Annotated in this window: 17 protein-coding genes; 15 read left to right on the top strand and 2 right to left on the bottom strand. The window is 57.1% G+C overall.

What is annotated here, in order from left to right; all coding sequences use genetic code 11:
- Positions 1–107 precede the first annotated feature (107 nt).
- The 9 genes from ABH945_RS28675 to ABH945_RS28635 all read left to right on the top strand — a co-directional run bounded on the left by ABH945_RS28675 (position 108) and on the right by ABH945_RS28635 (position 11,237).
- A complete protein-coding gene (locus ABH945_RS28675; protein ID WP_429252835.1) occupies positions 108–2,489 on the top strand; it encodes a TonB-dependent siderophore receptor in 2,382 nt (793 codons plus the stop codon).
- Positions 2,479–3,282, top strand: coding sequence for an energy transducer TonB (locus tag ABH945_RS28670; protein WP_429252834.1), 804 nt, complete (start codon positions 2,479–2,481; stop codon positions 3,280–3,282). The genes ABH945_RS28675 and ABH945_RS28670 overlap by 11 nt, the downstream gene beginning before the upstream one ends.
- A 23-nt stretch (positions 3,283–3,305) precedes the next feature.
- Positions 3,306–4,046, top strand: coding sequence for a MotA/TolQ/ExbB proton channel family protein (locus ABH945_RS28665; RefSeq protein ID WP_429252833.1), 741 nt, complete (start codon positions 3,306–3,308; stop codon positions 4,044–4,046).
- Positions 4,047–4,057: 11 nt separating this feature from the next.
- Positions 4,058–4,477: an ExbD/TolR family protein gene (locus ABH945_RS28660; RefSeq protein WP_429252832.1), complete on the top strand. Its 420-nt coding sequence runs from the start codon at positions 4,058–4,060 to the stop codon at positions 4,475–4,477.
- Positions 4,474–6,258, top strand: a complete 1,785-nt coding sequence (locus tag ABH945_RS28655; protein WP_429252831.1) for an ABC transporter ATP-binding protein/permease — start codon at positions 4,474–4,476, stop codon at positions 6,256–6,258. Before ABH945_RS28660 ends, ABH945_RS28655 begins: the two co-directional genes overlap by 4 nt.
- 62 nt (positions 6,259–6,320) lie before the next feature.
- Positions 6,321–7,523, top strand: coding sequence for a thioredoxin (trxA, locus tag ABH945_RS28650; protein WP_429252830.1), 1,203 nt, complete (start codon positions 6,321–6,323; stop codon positions 7,521–7,523).
- Positions 7,524–7,771: 248 nt separating this feature from the next.
- Positions 7,772–9,130 carry a metallopeptidase TldD-related protein gene (locus tag ABH945_RS28645; protein ID WP_429252829.1) on the top strand — a complete coding sequence of 453 codons (1,359 nt, stop codon included), beginning with the start codon at positions 7,772–7,774 and terminating at the stop codon, positions 9,128–9,130.
- Between the two features lie 111 nt (positions 9,131–9,241).
- The gene (tldD, locus tag ABH945_RS28640) at positions 9,242–10,720 is read left to right on the top strand and encodes a metalloprotease TldD (RefSeq protein WP_429252828.1); all 1,479 of its coding nucleotides are present in this window, start codon (positions 9,242–9,244) and stop codon (positions 10,718–10,720) included.
- 88 nt (positions 10,721–10,808) lie between these two features.
- Positions 10,809–11,237, top strand: a complete 429-nt coding sequence (locus ABH945_RS28635; protein WP_429252827.1) for a Fis family transcriptional regulator — start codon at positions 10,809–10,811, stop codon at positions 11,235–11,237.
- Positions 11,238–11,262: 25 nt separating this feature from the next.
- Here ABH945_RS28635 and ABH945_RS28630 read toward each other — a convergent pair whose 3' ends face one another.
- Positions 11,263–11,814, bottom strand: coding sequence for a sigma-70 family RNA polymerase sigma factor (locus tag ABH945_RS28630; RefSeq protein WP_429252826.1), 552 nt, complete (start codon positions 11,812–11,814; stop codon positions 11,263–11,265).
- Between the two features lie 609 nt (positions 11,815–12,423).
- Between ABH945_RS28630 and ABH945_RS28625 the strand changes: the two genes are divergently transcribed.
- Positions 12,424–13,929 carry a leucyl aminopeptidase gene (locus ABH945_RS28625; protein WP_429252825.1) on the top strand — a complete coding sequence of 502 codons (1,506 nt, stop codon included), beginning with the start codon at positions 12,424–12,426 and terminating at the stop codon, positions 13,927–13,929.
- 251 nt (positions 13,930–14,180) lie between these two features.
- Here ABH945_RS28625 and ABH945_RS28620 read toward each other — a convergent pair whose 3' ends face one another.
- On the bottom strand, positions 14,181–15,053 hold the full coding sequence (locus tag ABH945_RS28620; protein WP_429252824.1) for an SDR family oxidoreductase: 873 nt from the start codon (positions 15,051–15,053) through the stop codon (positions 14,181–14,183).
- Positions 15,054–15,131: 78 nt separating this feature from the next.
- On the opposite strand from ABH945_RS28620, the gene ABH945_RS28615 reads away from it, so the two are divergent.
- The 5 genes from ABH945_RS28615 to ABH945_RS28595 all read left to right on the top strand — a co-directional run bounded on the left by ABH945_RS28615 (position 15,132) and on the right by ABH945_RS28595 (position 19,218).
- Complete coding sequence (locus tag ABH945_RS28615; RefSeq protein ID WP_429252823.1) at positions 15,132–15,599, top strand: winged helix-turn-helix transcriptional regulator; 468 nt, start codon at positions 15,132–15,134, stop codon at positions 15,597–15,599.
- Positions 15,600–15,958: 359 nt separating this feature from the next.
- The gene (locus ABH945_RS28610; RefSeq protein WP_429252822.1) at positions 15,959–16,642 is read left to right on the top strand and encodes a response regulator; all 684 of its coding nucleotides are present in this window, start codon (positions 15,959–15,961) and stop codon (positions 16,640–16,642) included.
- Positions 16,639–18,090 (top strand): heavy metal sensor histidine kinase, encoded by a 1,452-nt coding sequence (locus tag ABH945_RS28605; RefSeq protein WP_429252821.1) that lies wholly within the window; start codon positions 16,639–16,641, stop codon positions 18,088–18,090. Before ABH945_RS28610 ends, ABH945_RS28605 begins: the two co-directional genes overlap by 4 nt.
- Before the next feature lie 194 nt (positions 18,091–18,284).
- Complete coding sequence (locus ABH945_RS28600) at positions 18,285–18,566, top strand: DUF4148 domain-containing protein (protein ID WP_429252820.1); 282 nt, start codon at positions 18,285–18,287, stop codon at positions 18,564–18,566.
- Between the two features lie 334 nt (positions 18,567–18,900).
- On the top strand, positions 18,901–19,218 hold the full coding sequence (locus ABH945_RS28595) for a hypothetical protein (protein WP_429252819.1): 318 nt from the start codon (positions 18,901–18,903) through the stop codon (positions 19,216–19,218).
- Positions 19,219–19,276: the final 58 nt, after the last annotated feature.

Genomic DNA, 19,276 nt, shown 5'->3' with positions numbered 1-19,276 from the left:
TCTGAAGCGGATTCACGACAAATTGATGAACACTGGAATCGTGTAGTAGCACAACTAACTAACAGCGTTGGTAAAGAAATACACTCGACAAGGGCAAGGGAATCAAAGTGACTATCAAGATTGGTACTCGAAGCATTCGCAGCAACGTAGCCGGGGTAGCTATTGCTGTTGCAGTCTCGCAGTTGTTCATCGCGGCGTCGGCTCACTCGCAGCAGGCTGTGGAACACACCTATCACCTCGCCCGCGGTCCGCTGGACCGTACTCTTGTACAGATCGCGCAGACGGCCAATGTGCGTTTGAGTTACGACGCTTCGCTGGTGCAGTCGTTGCAATCGGCGCCCGTCGAAGGCAGCTATTCCGCAGAGGGTGCGATTCGCGAGGCGCTCAAGGGTACCGATCTCGAACTGAGTTCGACACCGGCCGGCAATCTGACAATCCAGAAGGCGAAAGCGACGGTATCGGCCAACCCAAACTCCGCGGCGTCAGCACCCGCTGCAGCAGCCACTGCTGACGCCTCGCTTCCGCTGATCAGCGTTGCTGCGAACCGCGATTCCAATGGAACGGGTTTTGTGACCGAAAGTTCGACAACGCTCACTCGTTCGGACGTAGCGCTGTCCGATACGCCGAAGTCGGTGACGGTCGTCAATGCCGCGGTGATCCAAAGTCAGAATGCGCAGAGTCTCACGGATATTCTGCGCAATGTGTCGGGTGTGGTGGTCGAACAAGGGCCATTTGGTACGCCCACCTATGCGGTGCGCGGCTTCACTGGAAACAGCTTTGGCAGTACCGGCATCACGTCGAATGGCTCGCCGGTTCAAAGCTCGTTCGCGGGTTTGACGCCGAGCATTGCCATCTCCAGCGTCGAAGTACTGAAAGGACCGTCGGCGATCGTCAACGGTAACAATCCTCCTGGCGGCGTGATCAACCTCGTGAAAAAGGCCCCGCAGGCCGATCCTTTCCACGAAATTCAGGTGGGTTACGGCAGCTACGGCGACATGCAACTCGCCTTCGACTCGACCGGTGCGATTACGTCGGATCAGAAGCTGCGCTATCGCTTCATCATTTCCGGCGAGCGTGCCGGAGAAGCGCCGATGGGATACGACGGCAAGCGAAATCTGTATATCGCGCCGACTATCGAATGGAAAGACCGCGATACGGATATCACGGTCGGCTACGAGCGTACGGTTTCACGGCAACCGTTCCCTCAGTTCACGATGGGCTATGAGTCGGGGGACTTCTATCGCAACTACTGGGATCATCCGTTGGGGAACGCGTCCGATCATTTCAGCCTCCAGTCCGACAATGTGTTCGTGAAGGCCGAGCAGAAGCTGACGAACAACATTACGTGGGTGAGCAATGCGACGTACAACAAGTCACGCCAGCTTCTGCAAGGCTGGGCACCGCTCACGCCGATCGCCGCGGACAACACGTCATTGTTCATGCCCGACAATTCGCTGCAGTATTACTACTCCTGGAGTCTTTCCAACTATCTGCGCGCAAAGTACAACATTGGCGAGTTGAAGAACACCATTGTCGTGGGCTGGGACTTTACGGCCACGCATTACAACCAGGCAGACGGCAGTAATTCGGGGGCGATCGTCCAGGCCAATGTATTCGATCTGCCCGCTTTCGACAGTGCCGGCGACGGCGCGATGTTGCCTTCTTACGGCCTGGGCTACAAGCAGAATTCGTATTACTTGCAGGAACAGGCAACGTTTCGCAATCTCAGCGTGCTCGCCGCCATTCGCCGAGACACCTTCATTGAAACCGGGACGCCGGGCACGACGCAGGCGGCTTACAGTCCGAGCGTCGGCATTCTGTATCGCCTGACTTCCGATGTCGCGGTCTACGCGAACTACAACCGTGGCTATCAACCCGCGACCGCGACTAAATACGGCGGTGGACTGCTGCCGCCGCAAATCAGCCAGCAGGCGGAAGTCGGTGCCAAATTCGATTTTCTGGATGACAAGCTGTCGATCACGACGGCGGCTTACCGGATCTCGTATAGCAACTACAACATCAGCGATCCGGAGCACCTGGGCTACTACCTCTCCACGGGCGGCGCGGTCAGCCGTGGCTTCGAAGTGGATATCGCCGGACAGCCGTTGCCGAACGTCAATGTGGTTGCCAACTACACCTACAACAATTTCCAGCAACCGGGCGGCGCGACGACGACGGTCAATCTGCCGAAGAACTCCGCGAGCTTCTGGGCCACCTATAACTTCACGATGCCGAAGTTGCAGGGCTTCGGCGTGGGCCTCGGCTTCTTCTTCAACGGCAGTCAGTATGTCGACAGCACCGGGCAATACCGTCTGCCGAGTCAGCTCGAAACCGACGTTGGACTGTTCTACCGGAAGAAAGCCTATGGTCTGAACCTGTCGGTGAAGAACATTTTCAACCGCAACCTTTACACGAGCAGCTCGACCGCCTCTTTCATTCCGATGGGACCGGGGCGGACCGTGATGCTGACCGGAACTTATGATTTCTAACCCGGTCACCGTGCAGCGCGCTGTCGTGCTGACGCCGGATCGCGACGCAGGTCCGGCGCTACCCGGCCAGGCGCGCCGCAGCGTTATCGCGGCAGCCGTGGTGCTGGCGCATGCGCTGGGTCTGTACGTCGCGGTGCATCAGAGCACGGTGTCGATGCGCCTCGAAGACAGCGGGAGCGGAGTGAGGTCGGTGCAGGCGCGGCTGGTTGCCGCGCCTGCCTCACCGGCGCCGACGCCGCATGAGCTTCAACCGGAGACGCAGCCGGTGCCGAAGCCGCAACCGCAGAAGCCCGTGCCCGAGAAACCGAAAGTGGCGCGGGTGCTGTCGACCGAGGCGCCGGCGGCGCGGGCGGTTGCGGCGGCATACGCGCAGCAGCCGAAGCCGGACCCAGCCGCGCAGCCGATTCCCGCACCGGCCGTGACGACGACACCACCGGCAGCCCAGCCGGCAACACAAGCGACACAGCCCGCTGCACAAGTTCCCGATCAGTTGGCCTCTCCCAAGCAGATCAGCGCGGGCGAATTGCAGCAACTCGGTTGCCAGATACCGTCACCGGAATATCCCGCGAAGGCACGGCGCCTGCAGCAGGAGGGCACGGTGGTGGTGGGACTGACAATCGACCCGGCGGGCGCTGTCAGTGCCGCGCAGGTGGTCAGAAGCAGCGGATCGCCAATGCTCGATGCGGCTGCCGTTGCCGCCATCCGGGGCGGCCGTTGCCATCCCTATCGGACCGCCGGCATTCCCCGCGCCGTGCAGGCGACCCAACCGATTGCCTTCAACCTGAACGATTGACTTTGCTCTAACCGGAGTAACACATGGAACAGTACGGCATTGCCAATGTATGGCAGCAGGGTGATCTCGTCACCCGATTCATCTTCGTTTTTCTTCTTGGCATGTCGATCGTGTCGTGGTTCGTGATTCTGACGAAGGGGTGGGCAAACCGGCGTCTCGAATCGATGGGAAAACGCGCGCAAACCCGCTTCTGGTCGACGCAATCCATCAGCGAAGGGATCGATGCACTCGGCAGCGATGGCGACGATCCCTACCGTGCGCTCGCCGTGGCAGGTCGCGAAGCCAGCGAGCAGCATGCCGGCAACGATCCGTCGATGCAGGGCAGCCTGAGCGTCAGCGAATGGGTGGCACGCGGTCTGCGTAACGCATTCGACGACGAGGTGGCACGCATGCAGAACGGCCTCGCGGTTCTCGGCTCGATCGGCAGTACGGCGCCCTTCGTGGGTCTGTTCGGCACGGTGTGGGGTATCTATCACGCGCTGATGGCGATCGGCATGTCCGGGCAAGCCAGTCTCGATCACGTCGCGGGTCCGGTGGGCGAGTCGCTGGTCATGACGGCGATCGGCCTGTTCGTCGCGATCCCTGCGGTGCTCGGTTTCAACTACGTCAATCGCGGCAATAAGCGCGTTAGTCATCGTTTGAACCGCTTTACACACGAGCTTCATGTCTACTTCGTCACGGGCGCCAAGGCTCGTACGGAAGAGCACAAGGCCACGGAAGTAGCGCCGGCCGCGAAGCGCGCGAATATCAACGTGGTCGCCTGAGCGGAGCCGTCATGTCAATTGTTTCCGATAGCAACGACGAAGGCGGGATGAACGACATCAACATGACGCCGCTCATCGACGTCATGCTGGTGTTGCTGATCATTTTTCTGGTGACCCTTCCTGTCATCAACAAGGCAGTGAAAGTCGATCTTCCACAGGCCGCGGCGCAGCCCGCTGTTTCCAGAACCGCTGATATCGATCTGTCGGTCATGGCGGACCAGACCATGCTCTGGAACAAGGAGCCGATCGACGAACCTGCATTAAAGCAGCGAGTTGCCGCAACGGCGGCACAGGGTGAGCCGCCGGCCGTCAATATCAATGCCGATCAGCATGTCGAGTACGGCAAGGTCGCGGCGATACTCGCCGACCTGCAAGGCGGCGGTCTGAACAGGATCAACTTCGTGATGGCGCAGCCGGAGGGGCGCCCATGAGTGTCAGCCGGGCATTCCCCAAAGATCGTGCTGAAGATCGGGAGGCACAGCGAGCGTTCCCGTCGGTGTGGCGGATCATCCTGCCGTACTGGAAAACAACAGACGGTCTGATTTCGCTGCTCATGCTGGCATACGTGCTGGGCGCCGGATGGGCCGGCACGTACTTCATGTTGTGGAATAACCGCTGGACCGGGCGTTTTTACGATGCAATCGGCGCGTCGAAATTCACACTCCTGCCTCCGCTGCTTTCGTCGTTCCTGTTAATCGCGATGATCGGTGCGGCAATCACCATGGGCGCGGTGTTTCTCCAGCAAATCGTGCAGATTCGCTGGAGGCGGTGGCTCACGGCCTGGCTTGGCGAGCAGTGGCTCTCCAATAACACCTATTACGGAATCGAACGGGACCGGCAACTCGAAAACGTCGATCAGCGAATTGCCGAAGATGTGAAGCTCTTCGTGAGCGACACGTTGAACCTCGTACTCGGGCTGCTTCATGTACCGGTGAGCGTGGTGTCGTTCAGCATCGTGTTATGGCAACTGGGCGGACCGTTGACATTTCCCGTTGGCTCGACGGAGTACACGATTCGCGGATATCTGGTATTTGCCGCGTTTCTCTATCAAGGTGTGATCTTTTTGGCGACGCATCTGCTGGGACGCAAGCTCATTACGCTCAATGCCAAACAGCAACGCGTGGAAGGCGATTTTCGTGTGCTGATGGTGCGGATTCGTGAGTTCGCCGAGCAGATCGCGTTTTTCCAGGGGCAGACCCAGGAAAGACGGCGCATGTCGGATGCGTTCAGGTCCGTGGTGGCGAATCTCTATGCGACGCTATGGGTGAACACCCGCTTGTCGTTGTTCACGAACATTGTCGGGCAGGTCAGTTCGGTCATTCCAACCTTGCTGGTGCTTCCGCAACTGTTTGCAGGAGGCATGACGCTCGGGAGTCTGATGAGATCGAACGGTGCTTTTTCATCGGTAACCAGCGCGCTGTCTTTTTTCCCGCAGGTCTATCCGGGTTTTACGTCGTGGCGGGCGGAAGCGAATCGTCTGCGCGAGTTCCTGTTTGTGAGCGAGAACCTGCCGCAGATGGGCATTACGTTGGCGAACGGGCCCGACGGCACTGTTGCCGCTCACGATCTGGTTCTTCGGAGCGCGACATCCGAAGTGCTCGCACGGGTGCCTGATTTCACGCTAGCGCCTGGTCAGCGGTGCCTCGTGCGCGGTCGCTCCGGGTGCGGGAAAAGTACTTTGCTGAGAGCGCTTGCGGGTTTGTGGCCTTACGGATCGGGCCGCATTACTTGCAGCGCGGCGGATGCCCTCTTTGTGCCACAGCGAAGCTATCTGCCAACTGGAGCGTTGAAAGCAGCGATTACTTATCCGCAGGACATGGCGTCATTCCCGGACAGCGAATGCGCAGAGGTTCTACGCAGTTGCGGTCTGTCGCGGTATGCCGACGCGTTGCATGAAGAGGACCAGTGGAGCAGCCGGCTTTCCGGCGGCGAACAGCAACGCATTGCGTTCGCGCGCGTCCTGCTCGCGAAGCCGTCGACGCTGTTCCTCGATGAATGCACGTCGGCGCTCGATGCACAGAGCGAGAGAGAGCTTTATCAATTGCTAATGGAGCGTTTGCCGCGCTCGACCATTGTCAGCGTCGCGCATCGAAAAGAACTGCTGGCCTTTCATGACCGCACGCTGGACTTTACCGATCCCGAATCGGCTGAAGCCAGGGAAGACGCTCCTTGTGTCGATCCGGCGAGCATTCCGGTCGGTCAGGGCATCTGATTGCTCACCCCACATAAGCATTGCACCGATTCTCCTTCGGTCTATATCCAACAGGAAAAAATATGAGTCAGTTGAAGGACGTCACGGAAGCAAGTTTTGACGCGGACGTCGTAAGCAATTCCCGGCCGGTGCTGGTGGACCTTTGGGCCGAGTGGTGCGGCCCGTGTAAAGCGCTGTCGCCTACGTTGAAAAAAGTCAGCGAGCAGTTCGTCGGAACGGTCGATTTCGTCAAAGTGAACGTGGATGAGAATGCGTCCATCCGCGACCGCTTCGGCGTGCGCGGCATTCCCACGCTGCTCCTGCTCGACAAGGGCGTTGAAGTGGGACGTGTAGTGGGAAGCCGCAGCGCGGCACAGCTGGCGAAGTTTATCGACGGTTACCTCGGTACGTCGACCGAGCTTCCGAAGCTGGATGCGAGCCAACTCAAGGCATTCAATGGGAATCCGGCAAAGAAGCAGGAGATTGTCGCGAGCCTGCGTTCGCTTCTGTCGCGCAAGCACGCCAATCTGTCGGAAGCGATGTGGGAGGGTGATCTCAGCGGTGCTATCCAGTTTGCGGCCAATACCGCCGATATGGACGATTGCGCGCTCAGCTTAGGGATAGCTTCGGACGTACTGAGTGTTGTCGAAACGCTTTCGACCTACCGTGGAACTCACATAGGCGCTGCGGAATTCGTGACCGGCTGGCTCGATGCGGTAGAGATTGGCGCAACGTTGACTGCGATACCAGGCCGCCTGTTAATCCAGGTACTGCGCAATGCGCGCTTGAACGACGCACTTTCTACGAATGAGCGGGCCCAGGCCGTCAGAGATCAATTACTCGCACTGTACGACGGCGCGCCAACCGCTTCAGCGGAATTCGCCGCCAGTCTCGGCGCGGCAAAAGAACAGGCTGCAAAGATCGACGATCCGATCCTCAACGGCATTCTCACAGCGTCGGCCGTGCCGCTAAGCGATCCTTCGATACTGGCTCAGATTGTTTTTCTCGTCACGAATATCCGCTCCGCGCAGCTCCGCGCCGAGGTCGACTGGACGGGGCAGGACGAGGCCCGATTTGCGGAGAGCATGCAGGGACTGGTGAACGAGGCGATTGCGCGCGGCGAACAATCCGGTCGCGGCGACGCTTTGCTCGAGCTTCTGCGTCAGCGTGATCCGGAATTGGCACGACGCTTTGCTCACCACTATTTCGAGGGATCGGAAGCACGAGGTGCGACGGGTCGTGCTATTGGCGATGCGCTGATCGAGTTGACACGTACCTTCCATTGAAATGAAATCTGGCGCCACCGGCCGGCGTTTTACCTCCCGGCAAACGTATTCTGTTGCGGGCGAAAAGGTTGGAACAGCTTGCTAGCGACAGATGAATTGGCGAGCTATTTTGCAAAAGAATTCCCGACGTGATCGGTAGACTTGATTGCTTCGACGGTGAGGAAAAAGTCTCGAGATCGAATGACGGATGTTCGTCAAAGTCATCAACTCCAGATCACCTCATGTTTCCCGACTATTGGAGCAATGTTATGCAGGGTGGCGCCATTCAGTTTCACGACAGCGTCAGGCAAATGGAAGAGATCGCGAGCCGTGCCATCGGCATGGCTTGCGATGCGGGCGCCGATGGCGTGCGCGTGGAAGTAGTCGAGTTTGAATCCAAAGCGGCGACGGTTCGCGTGGGAGTGCCGTCGGAGAGAACCGTCCGGCTCGAATCGGAGATTGTGATTTCCGTGTATCGCAACGGCAGTCGCGCGGCAACCAGTTCGTCGGATCTCTCCGACGTCGGCTTGAAGCGCGCAGTCGTCGCGGCGCTCGATATTGCGAAGGTGACGGCGCCGGACCCGGCAGCGGGTCTCGCGCAAACCGGCGAGTTGGCAAGCAGGTTTCCCGATCTTGAGTTGTACCGCCCTCATGCTGCGAGTCTCGATGAGTTGATGAGCGTCGCGGCGCGGGCGGAAGAGGCCGCATTCGCCCATAGTCCGCTGATCCGCACATCGAATGGCGCGAGTATGCACACGTCGTCAGGCGTGGCGTTGCTGGCGACCTCGGCGGGATTCGCTCAAAGCGCTCCGTGGTCGTCCTACTCGCTCTCCTGCGCGCCGGTGGCGGTGGGAGAAGACAGCAAGCAGATTGGTTTCTGGAGCCATGCAGCGCGTTCGTTCGACGATCTCGAACAGCCCGACTCGATTGGCGTTCGCGCGGCACAGCGTGCCATCGGATCGCTGGAGGCCAAGCCGATCTCCACGCGCCATGCCGCGGTGCTATTCGAGCCGTCTGCCGCGATGGCGCTGGTCGGAGAACTGATCGGCGCAGCTTCCGGCGATGCACTGTATCGAACCGGCTCTTTTCTGAAGGACCGGCTAGGCGCTGCCATTTTTCCGGCGCACATCAGCGTGCTGGAAGATCCGTTCGTCAAACGGGGGATGGCGAGCCGCCTGTATGACGGTGACGGTGTCAGCGGTCAGCACAGATGGATTATCGAAAACGGCACGCTACAGGGCTATTTTCTCGGTTTGTACGCGGCTCGCAGACTGAACAAGACGCCGACGGGTAATGGCGCGGGAGCGCACAACCTGGTCGTGAGCAGCACGCAGACGACGCCCGCCGACGATTTCGCTGCGATGCTCGACAAGCTGGGCAATGGGCTGCTGGTGACTGAAATGGTGGGCGGCGGCGTGAATCGCCTGACCGGCGATTTCTCGCGCGCGGTCAAGGGCTTCTGGGTCGAGAACGGGCAGATTCAGTTTCCGGTAGCGGGAATTACGTTGGCCTCGAATCTGAACGCTATCTTTAGTGATTTGCTGGCGGTCGGCAACGACACGTTGACGCGAGGCGCCGTGACAACAGGATCGTGGTTGATCGGGAAGATGAAAGTGGGCGGCAACTGAACGGTCCATCTGTAACCAGTGCTGCGCAATTGCGGCATCAGAAAAAATTGAAACGGTGCATGAGTCGTCGGTGACGCGCGGCGACCGCTTTACCCCATAGGTACGTTGGACATGAATCTCAACCTCGATGTTGTCAAGACCTTGCCGTCATCCGATGAACTCCAGGCAATCGCGTACGCCGGCCTGCTGGAGAAAAACGGTGTCGATGAATCACACCTGACTGCGGCATTGCGTTCCGCGCTCGGTACGTCTGGAAGCTACGCAGACATTTATCTGAAGGAAACGCTGTTCGAGTCCTGGTCGCTGGAAGGCGGCATGGTCCGCTCTGGTTCGTTCAATTGCAACTCTGGCTTCGGCATTCGTGTACTGCGCGGCGAGGAAGCGACAACCGCGAGCTCGCAACGCGTCGATGCCGAATCGCTGCGCCGTCTGTCAGGTCAGGTCGGCGGCTCACGCACCGACGCTTCGGCGCTTCTGAATGGGCCGTTGCAAGAACTCACCGAATCGCCGGTGCTGTACGACGCGCATCACCCGTTCGAAGGACTGGACGGCGTACAAAAAATTGCGTTGCTGCAAAAGATCGACCGTCTCGCTCGCTCGCGGGATCCGCGAGTGGTCGAAGTTAATGCCATGCTCGCGGCGACTTACGAGAAGGTCTGGATTGGCCGGTTCGATGGTTTGAGTTGCGGCGACGTGCGTCCGATGCTGATGCTGTCCGTCAATGTGCGCGTACGCTCCGCCGCGAGACAGGAAAATGCGAGCGGTGGTATAGGCGGTCGATATGGCGTCGAGGCGTGGTCGGACGAAGAATTGAAAGAACTGATCGACGGCCGCGTGGATGCTGCATTGCGCAAGCTCGAATCGCAGCCGGCGCCGGCGGGCACGATGAGTGTCGTAGTCGGTCCCGGATGGAATGGCGTGCTGTTGCATGAGGCGGTCGGTCACGGTCTGGAAGCCGACGGGATTCGCCGCGGAACATCGGCATTTGCCGGCCGGATCAACGAGAAGGTTGCGCATGAGGACGTCACCATCGTCGACGACGGCACGCTGATGGGGCGGCGTGGTTCATTGAATGTCGACGATGAAGGAAATCCGACCCAACGTACCGTTCTGATCGAACGCGGGGTCTTGAGTGGCTATATGCAAGACTCGCTGAACGCGCGGCTGATGGGCATGAAGCCGACCGGGAATGGCCGACGCGAAGGCTATGCGGCCGCGCCGATGCCGCGCATGACCAATACGTTCATGCTCAACGGCACGCGCGATCCGCGTGAGATTGTCGCGTCAGTTGAAAAAGGCATCTACGTGGCGGGTCTTCAGGGCGGCCAGGTCGATATCACCAGCGGCCAGTTCGTCTTCGAGGCATCCGAGGCGTTCCTGATCGAGAACGGGAAAATCACGGCGCCCGTGAAAGGCGCCACGATCACGGGCAACGGCCCGGAGACGATCAGGAAGATCCGTATGGTCGGCAACGATCTTGAACTGGACCCCGGTCGGGCCGTATGCGGCAAAGCGGGGCAGTCGGTGCCGGTGAGCGTCGGTCAGCCAACCGTGAGAGTCGACGATATGACGGTCGGCGGAACGGCCTGACTACCAGCTTTGTTGAGAGCGTTAAAAAGAGCGCGCTCGCGGTGATACCGCCAGTGCATCTCACACGACGACAACACGCGTATACAACGTGAAGACATGGACCCATCGGCTCGACCAGTCGAGTCGGATCAGCAGGACACGCAGGGCCGAGCTTCTGCCTTTGCCGGAAGCGATTCGCGATGTTCTCTCGCTTGAGTATCACCTTCAGCTTGAAGCATTGCGAGCGGGCGCCGGCGCCCTGATGGCGTTGCAGGTCATACTGCGAGTGGCGCTTGCCGCCAGCATGCTGCGCGATCTCGGCTATGGCGGGGCGAGCCTGCGGCCCTATGCCGAGTACGAAGAGAGGGCCGCCGAAGCCTTGGCGGGCGGCATCGGCGACCGCTATTGTCTGAACGATCGTGGCGTGCACATGTATGCGGCGCTTCTCACCGAACACGACGCGCAACTGTCGATTGCGCCGCTGAACGTGATCGACCAGATTGCGCGCCGTCTCGAACGCTATAGAAAGGCGGCTTGACAATCAGGTTGGCGACCGGGCCGCTTCAGCCGACCTGATAACACTTTTCAAGCGCCTGTGTGATGTATTTACGGACCATGCTGCTCGATACGCCTAGCCGTTCGCCGATTTCGGCGTAAGTCAGGCCATCGACCTGGCTGTAGATAAAAGCACTTTTTGCCTTCGACGATAAACCGCTCAAAGCCTGGTCGATGAGAAAAAGCGCTTGTGTTATTTCGGCGAGGTTTTCCGCCGACAGTGCGAGTGGTTCATCCTGTAGCGCCAGCGAGTCGAGGTACGCGCGTTCGAGATCGCGCCGCCGCCACAATTCGAACGTCAATCGCTGCGCAATCACGGTCAGAAAAGCGCGCGGCTCGCGGACCGAACCGAGATCTTCGACACCGGCCAACTCGACAAACGACGATGACGCAAGATCTTCCGCGTCGGCGTGTGAACCCACGCGGCGTTGCAGCCTGGACTTCAGCCACGTATAGCTATGACGGAACTCGTTGCTCAGCCATGTTGACCGCGACAACGCCAGCCCATCATTAATGAGCTGTTTTGTCGGCGATTGAACAGTCAATGAGCCGTCGTTCATCTGACACTGTTTCCTGGACGGTGATGTGGGTTGGTTAAAGTGAGCCGCTATGACCTGCACGTCAAATTCAAACTACGAACGTTTGCGCACGTAGTATGCCATTTCAAAATAGGGGTGTCCGTGCGTAGTTTGAATCCAACATAAGGCTTGAAATCTGCCGGAGCTGGTCTTCGGATAGAGGCGCGTCGCGGCATACGCAGATTTATTTCCGCAGACATCCCGTTCGTGAAAACCCGTTCCGGAGAAAGCTCGTTCCAGCGGCCAATTTGGAAAAGATGTTCTCCTCTCCACGCGTAACATCTTCGTCAGCAGAGCGGCGTCGCGGATGATCGCGACAGTCTGTCTTCGCTTCGAGTGAGTAACCAATACCACGGGGATCGGAGAGCCTGGCGACGAACCTGAGCAGGTCGGCTTTCATCTGGACGGCGCACGCTGTCGAATTTCCGGTGCCGTCATTGTCGCAAGGAACTCTCCGTCACACCACCAACGAAACGATCGATGGATATGCGTTTGAACGCTAAGCGCGTCCAGCTCGATTGACCCGGCAAAACAGCGCATAAAGCCGGGCCACTGCTTCTGCGCTTCGCCACCCTTTCTTCTCTTTGACACATGACAGTTTCATTCAAGGTTCAGATTCGCAGACACTCGTTTTTTACCTCATGCGATTGCCTCATACTCGGTGTTTTCGATCAACCGGAGTTGACCGGGATTGCCGCCGACATTGATGCAATGCTAGGCGGCAAGCTGACCAGACTCAAGGCGTCAGGGGATATCGACGTAAACGCGGGTAAGACATTATGGCTTCACGAGGTCGACGGGATAGACGTCGCGAGGGTGCTTGTCGTCAGTCTGGGCAAAGCCGATGAATTCAATGCCCGGCGATATAAGGAGGTGCTGCGCTCGACATGGCGTGCCGTGTCCTGTTCGAGAGCAGTGAAGGTCGATTGCAGGTTACCGCTTCTGTCCGTGAGGAATCTCGATCTGAGTGAACGCATTCGGCTCGCTGTCGTTGAACTGCGCTACGAGAGTTATCGATTCGTGCAGATGAAGAGCAAGCTCGATCTCGAGCAGTGCGTGCTGGAATCGGTTGTATTCGACGTCGATGCGGATGACAGCGGCAACGCACAAACCGCGGTTCAACATGGGCTCGCTCTGGCAAATGGAATGGACTTCGCGCGGGACCTCGGCAATCTGCCTGGCAACGTGTGCACGCCTTCCTATCTGGCACAGGCGGCCACGCAGCTCGCGAAAGACTGGACCATGAAAGCCGAGGTACTCGGCCATGAAGAGATCGAGGCCTTGAAAATGGGCTCATTCCTGTCGGTGGCCCGGGCGTCGACTGAAGCACCGCAACTCATCGTGTTGCAATACGAAGGTGGAAAAACTGGCGCGGCACCGGTGGTGCTGATAGGCAAAGGCATTACATTCGACTCGGGCGGTATTTCGTTGAAGCCCGGGGCAGGGATGGACGAAATGAAGTACGACATGTGCGGCGCCGCTGCGGTTCTCGGCACGCTGCGCGCCATTGCGGAAATACGACTGCCACTCAATGTTGTCGCGATCGTGCCCGCCTGCGAAAACATGCCTGGCGGTAATGCAAACAAGCCGGGCGATATCGTGACCAGCATGAAGGGGCTGACGATCGAAGTGCTCAATACCGACGCCGAAGGTCGGCTGATTCTGTGCGATGCGCTGACTTACGCGGAGAGATTCAAACCAGCCGCGGTCATCGATGTGGCGACGCTTACAGGTGCCTGCGTGATTGCATTGGGCGATCATCATAGCGGCCTTTATGCGAAGGACGAAGCGCTTGCCGCCGAACTGCTACAGGCCTCGAGCCAATCTTCCGATGCGGCCTGGCGCCTGCCGCTCGATGACGAGTATCAGGAGCAACTCAAATCGAATTTCGCGGATGTCGCTAACATTGGTGGTCGCAAAGCAGGCAGCGTGACGGCCGCGTGCTTTTTGTCTCGCTTTGCAGAAGAATATCCGTGGGCACATCTGGACATTGCCGGTACTGCATGGACGGAAGGCGCGTCCAAGGGGGCTACCGGGCGCCCTGTGCCACTGCTGACCAGGTTTCTCGAAAATCGCGCGGGGATGCATTGTGTCTGATGAGATCTTTCATGAGACTCAAAGAGATAAAAGCATCGGATCAAGAGGATCAAGGCCGCCAAATGATTTTCGCGAGCCGACGCAATACCCGAAGTTGTTCGGGTTATCAAAGCGCAACGCACACACGGACGCCTGTAGATACCTCTTTGAGATCCACAGGACTAAGGCATTTCTGTTGGCAAGAGCGCGGCTATAAAAGTTCAGTCGAACGCTCTCGCCTAGGCAAGTGGATTTTCGCTAGCGGGCTTTGCTTAAACCGCTAGCGCTGCCGAAATCGTTGCCTTCCACGAAGTAGTCGGGCGGTTAAGCAACTTGCTCAACGTCCGGCTATCGTCGAAAAGCGCTCCGTGCGCTGCACAGGCATCTGAATCAGCAAGCAGCTCAGCGAGAGGGGCTGGCAGACCGGCGCCAAGTAGCATCGCTTTGAACTCGTCTTCGGGGAGGTTCGCATAAACGATCTCCTCGTGCGTTTGTGTCGCCAATTCCTGTGCAAACTCGCTCAGCGTATATGATTCGTCACCCGCGAGTTCATAAATGCGACCCGATTCAAAGTTGTCGCTCGCGAGAATATTCGCCGCAGCTTCAGCATAGTCTGCGCGCGCTGCCGATGCGATGCGTCCCTCGCCCGCGCTGCCGGCCAGCGCGTTGTGTGCGCGCGCTGCCGGAATGCCAGCAGCATAGTTTTCCGTGTACCAGCCGTTGCGTAGCAAAACATATGGGACGCCCGATGCCTCCAAAGCCTCTTCGGTCTCACGATGTTCCCCGGCGATGCCAAGTTCCGATTTATCTGCGTGCAGGAGACTCGTGTACGCGATCATCCCGACTCTCTGACGTCGTGCTGCATCAATCACATTGGCGTGCTGCGCACTCCGGTTACCCAGATCATTGGACGAAATCAGTAGAAGACGTTCAATGCCGCTCAACGCCGCGTCGAGCGACTCCGGCCGACGGTAATCGCCAATACGCACATTTACACCGAACGAAGCAAGACCGGCTGCAGCTTCGTCGCTGCGTACCAATGCATAGATCTGTTGACGCGAAACATGTTTCAGCAACGCAGCAATAGTGAGGCGGCCGAGTTGACCGGAAGCGCCGGTGACGAGAATGCTCGATTGGGTGGTCATTTGAATTCCTTTGGTCTTCAGGAGAGGGTAGGTATATGATAGAGACCTAATCGAGAGTGCAAAAGGAGGCAGTTTTTTATGTCCAAGTTACCAAAAAGTAACCTTCAGGATCCGCGAGACCACCTCAACGCCGCGGCGAAACGTTTCGACGGATGGCAGGCGCTTGGTTTTGACGCCAGTCGTTGCCCAGTGCGTAATGTGCTCGATTTCATCGGCGATAAATGGACAACGCTGATTTTGATGTCGCTAGCTGGTGCGCCTCGCAGATTCAACGAGATAGTCCGCGTCGTCCCGGACATTTCAAAACGTATGTTGACGCAAACGCTGCGTTCACTTGAGCGCGATGGCCTTGTCACGCGGCATGTGTTTCCAACAAAGCCGCCGAGCGTTGAATATCGATTGTCTCCGATAGGGCGCTCGGTTCTTGAACCACTGGACGGACTTGTCGCCTGGGCGGAAAGTCATTTTGAGGCGATTGCTCTTGCGAGGCGAGGATATGACTCAAGCGGCGGGAGCGAAGCGGCAAGTGCGACCGGGGACGTTTAGCTACTCTGAACTCGCACACCGTATTCCGTGACGGAAATTTAATTGTGTTATTTCACGCGCGGCAAAAATTCAATCTGTCCTGCGATCTCTATTCCGCGATCCGTCATTCGATACATTGCCACGTTGTCGTCTGCGAGGAAAATGGGGACGTTTTCCGGCAAAAATGTCAAGTCTGTCAGTTTTCTGACAAGCTCGCGCCCTATTGTTTAAGTTAGGCTCAAGTATTTTCTTTGGCATGAAAAAACCGCCGGTTGGGGGCGATACGGGTACAGAGTTACCCGATCAAAAAAGTCGCACTTTGCGATCTCCACATAACAGACTCCATCGATGAATGGACCGCAACTATTTGGATCGATGAGATGAAAGTACTGGTGATCGACGATGAAATCAAAGTTCTCAACTATCTCCACAAAGGCTTGGCAGAGCATGGCTGGATGGTAGATTGCGCAGCAGATGGGCACGATGGCTGCGCAAAAGCACTGACTTTCGATTACGACGTCATCGTTCTCGACGTGATGTTGCCCGGCATGGACGGTTTTGCCGTCTTGCGATCGATTCGCGAGGAAAAGCAGACGCCGGTGATCATGTTGACCGCGCGAGAAAGAGTCGACGATCGAGTGCGGGGATTTCGCGGCGGCGCCGACGACTACCTGATCAAACCGTTCTCTTTTCTGGAACTGACGGAGCGTCTTCTTGCTCTGGTAAGGCGCAATCGGGTTCAGGACACTATGACCATCACGGTGAGTAATCTGGAGGTCGATCTCGTTAAGCGGCAAGCTTGGCGCGACGGTGTTCGTCTTGAACTGACCGCAAAAGAATTTTTGCTTCTGAGTTTATTGGCACGTCGAGCAGGCGAAATTGTTTCGAAAACGGCGATCACAGAGTATGTGTGGGATCTCAACCTTGAAACCAACGGTAATGTGGTTGAATCGGTCGTGAAGCGGTTGCGGGCAAAGCTCGATGCGCCTTTCCGCGGGAAAATGTTGCACAACATTCGAGGAATGGGGTATCTACTGGAAGAACGAATTCGGACGGACACATGATGAGCCGGTCAATCACCGCTCGTCTAACGCTTCTGTTTGCGGGGGCCGCGGTAGCAGTCTTTACCGTGGTAGCTGGCGGTCTGTATTTCGTCATGCGAACACAGTCCAGAGACAATCTCTGGGACGCACTCGAAACGCGCACCGCAATTGCCCAGTCGATCGTGCAGCACGTCAGTACACCGGAAAAATGGCCCATTGTCAGAGATCGCCTCGCTGACATTAGCCTCCCCGACCGAAGTACCTTGATTCATATCGCTTCGAGTGACTCAAGATTCGCCTACGGGTCTCCGATTCAAGGTAGCGTGTCCCAAAAATTCAGCAATGGCTACAGGTTGGTCTCTGTCATCGGGCGTCCTTATCCGGTGCTTGTTACTACGATCAACGTTAAGGCTGATGGGCAGAGACCTGAGCTTCAGCTTACCGTAGCCATGGATAGCGCCAATAGCCAGCGGACGGTACACGCGCTATTTATTGCGATGTTGATTCTGTTTGTTGCGGCTAGCAGCGTAGTCGTGTTGTTGGGCTTTACGTTGTCCAGGATTGGGCTGCGCCCTCTGCAAAGGCTGTCGGATGAGGTGGCGAGTTTGCGCCCAGACAACCTGAGTTACCGACTTGGTGTCGAGAGTCTGCCTAGCGAGTTACACAATCTTGCGGTTGCTTTTAACGCCGCGCTTGCACGTCTGGATGAAGCTTTTGCCCGTCTCGCGTCGTTCAACGCAGACGTTGCGCATGAATTGCGTACGCCTATCGGTATCGTAATTGGAGAAACCGAGGTGGCGCTCGGCCGGAATAGGTCGGTTGACGAACTTCGCTCTACTCTCCAGTCGAACCTCGAAGAGTTTGCTCGGCTCAAGACGATCGTGAACGATATGCTTTTTCTCGCAAAAGCAGACCGCGGTGAGTACGCTAAGGAACTCCGTGCAGTCTCCTTGCGAGGTGAGTGCATGAACCTGGTGGAATTCTTCGAGACGCTGATAGAGGACGCATCTCTGAACGTAGTAGTGGACGGAGATGCAATTGTTGAGTTGGACGTGTCTCTGTTCCACCGTGCGCTTTCCAATCTATTGCAAAACGCCATCGAGCACGCACCGCAGCGAACGAAACTGACACTATCTATTGTCGAACTTAACGACGACGCACATCTGACAGTATCGAATATCGGACCGGCTATTCCAGAGGCGAAGATCGGTCACCTTTTCGAACGCTTTTATCGCGTAGAAGAGGCTCGGGCCAATAGCAATCGAAATCATGGACTGGGATTAGCGATAGTCAAGGCAGTCGCAGCGATGCATGGCGGTACGGTGATGGCGCGGAGTCTGAATGGTGTGAATAGTTTCTCCATTTCTCTTCCTAAAGCCCAACCCGATGCGCGTGAAACCTATTCGATAACGCCTCGCAAATGGGCTGAGAAATCGAGAATTGGGGTGCAGCGGTCGAAATCAACCTGAGGATGAAAAGAGTAAAGGGGATGGTTCGCGCGCTTCGGGAAAGCGCTGCGCCGACTGCCTGACAAGTTTGCCAATATCGCGCCAGAATTTGGCCACATCTGAAACGTAGACTGAAGTAGGAGTCTGGCAATGGATCATGCGTTGCATGATTGATCAGAATCCGCTTGCACTTTTAATCTACGAAGGAGTCGGTCATGATGCGAATAGCCCAAGTTACAATAGTCATCACATGCGTGGCATGTACCACGTCTGTATTCGCGCAGGAAACTGGCGGAAATGCAGAAACCACATCGACTGCTGCCAGTCAAAATTCGAACGCGGCAAATAATAGTGGCGTCGGTATGGAGACAAACGGTCAGACCTTTGCCGGGAGCAGGACGGGATTGACCCGAGCCCAGGTAGAACAGGATCTATCCAACGCCGAGCGGAGTGGCCAACTCCAGACGCTTTATTCTACGGTTTATAAAGGAAGCTAAGCGAGGTTCACAACAGCAACTATGTGGTTTATCAATCTAACGCGCACAGATACCACGCGACCTGAATGCGCAGGTACCTGTGCGCTCGAATAGCGCCTGGCTACATCACGGGCGAAATTTTTCCATCAATATTGATCGATTTTCTCGCGAAGTGGTCAGCAAGATTAGAAGAAAGAAGACACACGATGCTTGGGGGACAACTGGGCGGCGGCACACCCAGAGCAGGAGTTTTTTTCAACGACACATTTGCAAATTATCGTATTACGACTGCACAACTTCGCCAGTTCAAAGGCAGAATTCAACGATTAAAACATGGGTTGAGTGGGATATGGCGATGAACATGCCACAAACCCGTCGCATAGAAATCGTACGTTCGGCGATCGACGCACCGGGTAAATTGGTTCGCCTGGATTATCGTGATTGTTCGCTGTTGCGAATGTCATTGAATAACAATAATGCTATGTCACCAATAACAAAAATAGAAAATCACGGTTCTGGATGCGCTGGCGTCGGCGGCGCAGGTACCTTTAATATGAACGCAGTATACGCGCCGGATCGATCCAGGCCAGTTGCCTCGGCTATGCCACAGCGACCGAAAAGATTACCGCTCGTCGGCGTCGCTGTCATCATTGCCAGTCATTTGACATTGTAGCGCCAGGCTTGCACCCTAAGATCCGTGGCTCTACCAATAGCTGCGCTAATAGGCTTGG

Source organism: Paraburkholderia sp. GAS333 (genome assembly GCF_050435665.1).
GTDB lineage: Bacteria > Pseudomonadota > Gammaproteobacteria > Burkholderiales > Burkholderiaceae > Paraburkholderia > Paraburkholderia fungorum_A.
This window is presented reverse-complemented; position numbering and strand designations above follow the sequence as displayed.